Raw genomic sequence first — 6,303 nt, 5'->3', positions numbered from 1 at the left:
CAGTCCGGCAACACCATCACGACCCAGATGCGCCGCATGGGCGACAGCGTGGACTGGAGCCGCGAGTACTTCACCATGGACCCCAAGCTGTCCAAAACGGTGACCGAGACCTTTGTCCAACTCTATGAGCAAGGCCTGATCTACCGTGGCAAACGCCTGGTGAACTGGGACCCGGTGCTGCAAAGCGCGGTCAGTGATCTGGAAGTCGAAAGCGAAGAAGAAGACGGCTTCATGTGGCACATCACGTACCCGTTCGCCGACGGTGCGCAGCTGGTAGGCGGCGAAATGACGCTGGGCCTGACTGTTGCCACCACCCGCCCCGAAACCATGCTGGGCGACGTGGCCGTGATGGTGCACCCCGAGGACGAACGCTACCAGCACCTGATCGGCAAGCACGTCACCCTGCCCTTGTGCAAGCGCACCATTCCCGTGATTGCCGACGACTACGTCGACAAGGCCTTCGGCACCGGCGTGGTCAAGGTCACGCCGGCGCATGACCAGAACGATTACGCGGTGGGGCAACGCCACAAATTGCCGATGATTTGCGTATTGACGCTGGATGCCAAGATCAATTCTGAAGCGCCTGCTGACTATCAGGGACTGGACCGCTTTGTGGCGCGCAAGAAAGTGGTCAAGGACCTGGAAGCGCTGGGGCTACTGATTGAGGTCAAAAAACACAAACTGATGGTGCCACGCTGCGCCCGCACCGGCCAGGTGATTGAGCCGATGCTGACGGATCAGTGGTTTGTCGCCATGACGAAAGTGAGTGACAAGGACCCCACCGGCAAGTCCATCGCGCAAAAAGCCATCGACGCCGTGCAGTCCGGCGACGTGAAGTTCGTGCCCGAGAACTGGGTCAACACCTACAACCAGTGGATGAACAACATCCAGGACTGGTGCATCAGCCGCCAGCTCTGGTGGGGCCATCAGATCCCGGCCTGGTACGACGAAGACGGCAAGGTGTACGTGGCGCGCAATGAGGAAGAAGCCCAAGCCAAAGCGCCGGGCAAAACCTTGCGCCGCGACGAAGACGTGCTCGATACCTGGTATTCCTCCGCATTGGTCCCCTTCAGCACCATGGGCTGGCCCAACAGTGCAGCTCTGGGACGAGGCGGGGACGGACGCAGCGATTTGGTGAGCGAAGCGAGTATGAGCAAGGCCGTTCCCGCCTCGGCCCAGAGCGGGGCCGACACCAACAGTCTGAGCGACTACGACCTCTACCTGCCAAGCAGCGTATTGGTGACAGGCTACGACATCATCTTCTTCTGGGTCGCCCGGATGATCATGATGACCGCCCACTTCACAGGAAAAGTGCCGTTCAAACACGTCTACATCCACGGCCTGGTGCGCGATGCGCAGGGCAAGAAGATGAGCAAGTCCGAGGGCAATGTGCTCGACCCGGTGGACCTGATCGACGGTATTGCCCTGCCCGAGTTGCTGGTCAAACGCTCGGAAGGCCTGCGCAAGCCCGAGACCGCGCCGCAAGTGCGCAAGAACACCGAGAAAGAGTTTCCCACAGGCATTCCGGCCTTCGGCGCCGATGCCCTGCGCTTCACCTTTGCGTCGCTGGCGTCATTGGGCCGCAGCATCAATTTCGACGCCAAGCGCTGCGAAGGCTATCGTAATTTCTGCAACAAGCTGTGGAATGCCAGCCGCTTTGTGCTGATGAACTGCGAAGGCCAGGATTGCGGCCTGAACGAGCACACCAAGGAAGAGTGCGCGGTCGGTGGCAGCGCGCACGGCTATCTGGACTTCAGTCCGGCCGACCGCTGGATCGTCTCGCTGTTGCAGCGCGCCGAGGCGGATGTGACCAAGGGCTTTGAAGAGTACCGCCTGGACAACGTCGCCAGCACCATCTATGACTTCGTCTGGAACGAGTTCTGCGACTGGTACCTGGAAATCGCCAAGGTGCAGATTCAACAAGGCAGAGACAACGTTGACCCGCAGATAGGTCTGGCCCAACAACGCGCCACGCGCCGCACCCTGATTCGCACGTTGGAAACCATCCTGCGCCTCGCGCACCCGGTCATTCCCTTCGTGACCGAGGAGCTGTGGCAAAAAGTGGCCCCGGTGGCCGGGCGCGGCGGCGAATCCGTGTCGATTGCCGTTTACCCGGTCAGTCAGCCTGAGCGCATTGATGAAGCCGCCTTGGCCCATGTCGGCAAGCTCAAGCAACTGGTGGATGCCTGTCGCAATTTGCGCGGCGAGATGAACGTGTCGCCCGCGACCCGCTTGCCGCTGTTTGTTGTCGCCAACCAGGCGAGTGAAGCCGCTTTCTTGAAACAATCGGCGCCGGTCCTGCAAGCGCTGGCCAAACTCAACGAGGTGCGGGTGTTTGACGACGAGGCCGCCTGGGCCGCCGCCGCTCAGGCCGCGCCGGTGGCGGTGGTGGGCGAAGCCCGCATCTGCCTGCACATGGAAATTGACGTCGAAGCTGAAAAGATTCGATTGAGCAAAGAAGTGCTGCGTCTGGAAGGCGAAATCGTCAAAGCCGAAGGCAAGCTGGGCAACGAGGCTTTCGTCGCCCGGGCGCCCGCGGCCGTCATTGACCAAGAACGCAAACGGATGGCAGACTTTGTGGCAACCCTGGCGAAGTTGAAGGATCAGCTGACCCGCTTGGGGTAAAGCAGGCCTAGCGCCGGCGCATCACGTGAATGAAGTCCTCGCCGACCGTTTTCTGCTCCAGCAGTTCATTGCCGGTCTGCTTGGCAAAGGCCTGGAAGTCGCGCACGGACCCGGCGTCAGTTGAGGTCACGCGCAGGGTCTGACCACTCAGCATGTCGGCCAGCGCCTTTTTGGCTTTCAGAATGGGCAGCGGGCAGTTCAGGCCACGGGCGTCGAGCTCTTTGTCGATTTGCATCAAATTTCCTTGAAATTGGGGTGATTTTAGAGACCTTGGCCTGAATCCGGCGCCGGGCCGCCCCAAGACGGATTTGCCCCCTCGGGGGGCAGCGCAGCACACGAAGTGGCAAGCGTGGGGGCCAAATCCGGCGCCGGGCCGCCTCAAGACGGATCAGCCCCCTCGGGGGCAGCGCAGCACACGAAGTGGCAAGCGTGGGGGCCAAATCAGCGCCGTTTCGGAAACTCGATGAATTGCGGCTCATGCCCGCGCGAGCGCAGCCAGTCGGCCAGCGCATAGCCGGTACCGGCCGGCCAGCATTTCACGTCATCGAAGGCAAAAAGCCGGTAGTCGACCAGCTCGGGAGAGAGCTTCACCTCACCGTGGCAGACGGCGTGGTAGGCAATGATGATCTGGTTCATGCGCTGAAAATCATAGACACCGATCAGGTTCAGCTCGCTGGCGTCCAGACTGGTTTCTTCCTTGATTTCACGGGCAATACCGCCTTGCGGCGTTTCACCGGCCTCCATGAAACCGGTGATCAGCGCAAACATCTTGCCGGGCCACGCCGCGTTTTGCGCCAGCAAAATTTTGCCCTCATATTCAATCACCGCGGCCAATACCGGCGTCGGATTGTTCCAGTGGGTGTAGCCGCAGGCCGCGCAGCGCAGGCGCTCTTTGTCGCCGCCGTCTTCGGCCTGCGTGATCAAGGTCAGGGACGTCGCGCATTGCGGACAAAATTTGAAAGCCAGAGTCATTGGAAAATCTTTCTGCTATTAATTAAGTAGCTGCTCTCGCATATACCACGAGGGCTGGAGGGTGTTTTTATCTAAATCAAGCGGGGAACACGCCGGTCGAAAGATAGCGGTCGCCACGGTCGCACACGATGAACACAATGGTGGCCTTGGTTTCACGCCGGGCAATCTCCTGCGCCACCCAGCAGGCGCCCGCCGCTGAAATGCCGGCAAAAATGCCTTCTTCGCGCGCCAGGCGACGGCACATGTCTTCGGCATCCTCCTGGCTCACGTACATCAACTCATCGACGTTGGCGGGGTTGTAGATTTTGGGCAAATATTCCTGCGGCCACTTGCGAATGCCCGGAATGCGGGAGCCCTCGTTGGGCTGCACGCCAATGATTTGAATCGCCGGATTCTTTTCTTTCAGAAACTGCGACACCCCCGTGATGGTGCCAGTGGTGCCCATGGCGCTCACAAAATGCGTCACCTGCCCCTGTGTGTCGGCCCATATTTCCGGGCCCGTGGTCTCGTAATGCGCACGCGGGTTGTCGGCATTGGCAAACTGGTCCAGCACATGCCCTTTGCCGTCGCGCTGCATCTGCAAGGCCAGGTCCCGTGCGTACTCAATGCCACCGCTCTTGGGCGTGAGAATCAACTCCGCGCCAAACGCTTTCATGGTCTGGGCGCGCTCGATCGACAGGTCCTCCGGCATGATCAGAATCATGCGGTAGCCCTTGATGGCCGCCGCCATGGCCAGCGCAATGCCGGTGTTGCCCGAGGTCGCTTCGATCAGCGTGTCGCCCGGCTTGACCTCGCCACGTTCCTGCGCGCCCTGGATCATGGACAAAGCCGGGCGATCCTTCACCGAGCCGGCCGGGTTATTGCCTTCAAGCTTGCCCAAAATCACGTTGCCACGCTTGGAATTTTCGTCAGCCCCGATGCGTTGCAGCCGCACCAAAGGGGTTTTTCCGATGGAATCTTCAATGGTTGGATATTTCATAGTTCACACTGTGCCATAATTTCGGTCTTCGCTTCTTCCTGCCCGGGTGGTGAAATTGGTAGACGCAGGGGACTCAAAATCCCCCGCCGCAAGGCGTGCCGGTTCGATTCCGGCCCCGGGCACCATAGCTTTAATGCTATCAAAGTTGAGTCAAACGGCTAAGTCATTGCCACAAATGATGTTTGGCGCGCGTAGGTTTCTTCCTGGTCCAAAATTCATTCAATCGAATTTCGTCGCTTTGCTGGCCACGAAAACGTGTCAAGACGGTTGAACCAAATCAGGTCTTGTCACACTAACCGCCAACGCACGCATGAAAGACCACTACGCAACCCTTGGGCTTGGCAGCGCCGCGACGCTGGCCGATATCAAGAAAGCGTTTCGCCAGCAAGCATCGCTGCACCACCCTGACAGAAACGCTGCCGCCGACGCGCCGCAGCGCTTTCGGGCGGTGCAAGAGGCGTACGAGGTGCTGTCTGATGAAGTCAAACGCCAGGCTTACGACGACAACCGGCGCCGCAACCTGCTCGACAGCCCGATCGACACGGCGCGCGATATTTGGCAAAACTACTTCAACCCATTACTTTAAGACCCACGCGACATGAGAATTTCCCCCTTCTTCCTCCAGCTCCGTTCGGCTTACCAATCTGAAATGGATGATCTGGCCTTTGACTCCGAAGGACGGAACGTGCTGCGCCAGCGTTTGGCCGAGCGACGCAAAGAATTCGGTTTTTTGCTCCAGATGATCGAACTCAGCCCCGAGATGGTGGCGGTGATCTTCCATCAGGGCTTTCGCTTCAAGTTGCCCGCGGTGATGGATCACCTGCTGACACACGAGTCGGACGAATTTCCGGACTGGGACAGCCTGGTGGATGCGGCGCATCTGACGCCGTGGGCACACGAATTAACCCAAGTGATACTGAAAGAGCCCATGGGCGCATGGTTTTTGACGGTGGCGGCGGGTCTGGAGTACATGTACAGCAAGCCGGATACTGCGCCAGCCACCCAAAATGCCAACGCCGGTGAAGAAGGCGATGAGGACGATGAAGACGATGATTCCCTGAACGAGTTTGACGCCGAGGAAGAAAAAGACGCCCGCGCCCGCGAGGAAGCCGGCGCCGACTGGATGGTCGAACAAGGTTTTGACAGAAAAGACTGAAACTTTGCGGGACAGACCGCAGCTACACGATGTGAGCCAGCTCTGTCCTCAACTGATTAAATAATATGAACCACCTTGCCCTCATCGCAAAAACCCAAAGCCTGATTGCGGCTGGCGACATCGTCGGCGCCGAATTCGCCCTGGTCGAGCTGGCCGACACCGAGGGCGATGGCGCGCTGATGGTGGTGCTGGAGCAGTTGCCGCCGAAAGACATCCTGGCGGTGATCCGGGAGTACGACAACTCCAAGGAGTCGGTCATCAATCTGCTGGTCTCGCCGGCGCAGTTTGCCCGCGCCGTGGTGATTGAAAAGCAATACCGGGACTTGACCCGCACCCATCTGCGCGGCATGGTGAACTCGATCATTTTCAGGGATGACGCGGACCCGGTTGAATTCCTGAACGCCATGGGCGACCTGGACGGCGGCAGCGACGCGCTGGCCGACTATTTCTCCGAAAAATGGAGCCGCGTCGAGGCCTTTGCCCGCACCGGCACCTTCGACACGGTGGAAGACGACGGCGAGATGCTGTCCGAGACCGCGCTGCTGGCCTCGGCCTATGTGAAGCCGCGCCT

7 protein-coding genes and 1 tRNA gene are annotated in these 6,303 nt (G+C 59.6%); 5 read left to right on the top strand and 3 right to left on the bottom strand.

Annotated features, from left to right (window positions below; all coding sequences use genetic code 11):
- The coding region (gene valS, locus B3V69_RS04030; protein ID WP_296444036.1) for a valine--tRNA ligase at positions 1–2,625 on the top strand (2,625 nt) is incomplete at its 5' end.
- A gap of 7 nt (positions 2,626–2,632) precedes the next feature.
- On the opposite strand, the gene B3V69_RS04025 is transcribed toward valS, so the two are convergent.
- The 3 genes from B3V69_RS04025 to cysM form a co-directional block, all read right to left on the bottom strand.
- A complete protein-coding gene (locus B3V69_RS04025; RefSeq protein WP_296444034.1) occupies positions 2,633–2,860 on the bottom strand; it encodes a sulfurtransferase TusA family protein in 228 nt (75 codons plus the stop codon).
- 206 nt (positions 2,861–3,066) lie between these two features.
- Positions 3,067–3,597, bottom strand: a complete 531-nt coding sequence (locus B3V69_RS04020) for an NUDIX hydrolase (protein WP_296444033.1) — start codon at positions 3,595–3,597, stop codon at positions 3,067–3,069.
- A gap of 76 nt (positions 3,598–3,673) precedes the next feature.
- The gene (gene cysM / locus B3V69_RS04015) at positions 3,674–4,576 is read right to left on the bottom strand and encodes a cysteine synthase CysM (protein ID WP_296444031.1); all 903 of its coding nucleotides are present in this window, start codon (positions 4,574–4,576) and stop codon (positions 3,674–3,676) included.
- A gap of 40 nt (positions 4,577–4,616) precedes the next feature.
- On the opposite strand from cysM, the gene B3V69_RS04010 reads away from it, so the two are divergent.
- The 4 genes from B3V69_RS04010 to B3V69_RS03995 form a co-directional block, all read left to right on the top strand.
- A tRNA-Leu gene (locus B3V69_RS04010) sits at positions 4,617–4,701 on the top strand.
- A 185-nt stretch (positions 4,702–4,886) separates the two neighbouring features.
- A complete protein-coding gene (locus B3V69_RS04005; protein WP_296444029.1) occupies positions 4,887–5,162 on the top strand; it encodes a DnaJ domain-containing protein in 276 nt (91 codons plus the stop codon).
- A 12-nt stretch (positions 5,163–5,174) separates the two neighbouring features.
- Entirely contained in the window at positions 5,175–5,732 is a 558-nt protein-coding gene (locus B3V69_RS04000; RefSeq protein ID WP_296444026.1) for a hypothetical protein, read from the top strand.
- A 65-nt stretch (positions 5,733–5,797) separates the two neighbouring features.
- A partial coding sequence (locus B3V69_RS03995) for a hypothetical protein (protein WP_296444024.1) occupies positions 5,798–6,303 on the top strand: 506 nt, incomplete at its 3' end.

It is taken from the genome of Rhodoferax sp. UBA5149, assembly GCF_002413825.1.
Taxonomy (GTDB): Bacteria; Pseudomonadota; Gammaproteobacteria; order Burkholderiales; family Burkholderiaceae_C; genus Rhodoferax.
The sequence above is the reverse complement of the archived record's forward strand: the minus strand, read 5'-3'. Positions and strand labels throughout refer to the sequence as shown.